Below are 769 nucleotides of genomic sequence, written 5' to 3'. Positions count from 1 at the left end.
CCTATCCTCACCGTCATAGTAGAAAGGTTGATCCCCACTCGCCTTAATAGTCCCATTACGAGCCAACATCCACTCATCAATGGTCTCCTGCAAAGACACCTTGGTGTAATACTCAGAATCCTCCGGCTTCACCGCCTCCGAACCACAGGCAGACAACACAAGACACCCCAACAAGACAAACACTAACCCCCTTCTACCCAACACCACAGCTCTCACCCCCCAGCACTATCAGCAGCTTTAAAACCATCAAAAATAACCTGAGCAGAAGAACGAACCCGAGCAAAATCACCACCAGCTACCTCAAAAAGCCTCCCCAGCTCCCCCAAAGCAACCTCATGAACACCAGATAAGGCATCCCTACCCTCAGCTACATAAGCCACCCCTACACCCTGAGCATCTTCAAGAGCCAGACAGACGGCATGAAAAGTATCAATAGAATTCTGAAGCTGATCATAATGAATCTCAAGAGACATACCTATCACTGCCCCTCAGAAGACGAAGCACTCGGAGAAGCAAAATAACGGTCCTCAAAATCCCCCAAGTACACCGGACTACCACTGGCGAACTCACGCGCACACATAGAATCCATCTGCAAAGATTTCATAGCTCTATCCCCAGAAATCATTACCTCATAGATCAGCCTTAACCCCGAAGGACTATAAACATAAATACGTCGCTCACCAGTAGCTTCAGGGCCACGCCGAATATCCGTCCACCCCTGAGACCGCCAAAACTCACTCACCCGCTCAATCTCAACCTCAACATCCAT

The 769-nt window shown here is 49.2% G+C and carries 2 protein-coding genes; both read right to left on the bottom strand.

Going from position 1 to position 769, the window contains the following annotated elements:
• Positions 1 to 212 precede the first annotated feature (212 nt).
• The gene (locus ACN080_RS10355) at positions 213 to 473 is read right to left on the bottom strand and encodes a hypothetical protein (RefSeq protein ID WP_419104589.1); all 261 of its coding nucleotides are present in this window, start codon (positions 471 to 473) and stop codon (positions 213 to 215) included.
• 5 nt (positions 474 to 478) lie between these two features.
• Positions 479 to 769: hypothetical protein (locus ACN080_RS10350; RefSeq protein ID WP_419113741.1), on the bottom strand; the 291-nt coding region annotated here is incomplete at its 5' end.

Origin of the sequence: Rothia sp. CCM 9416 (assembly GCF_048513535.1) — a bacterium.
GTDB lineage: Bacteria > Actinomycetota > Actinomycetes > Actinomycetales > Micrococcaceae > Rothia.
The sequence above is the reverse complement of the archived record's forward strand: the minus strand, read 5'-3'. Positions and strand labels throughout refer to the sequence as shown.

Bases quoted from the DNA above. Each gene is read 5' to 3' on its own strand.
- ACN080_RS10355 (WP_419104589.1), bottom strand. From the start codon at position 473: ATGTCTCTTGAGATTCATTATGATCAGCTTCAGAATTCTATTGATACT.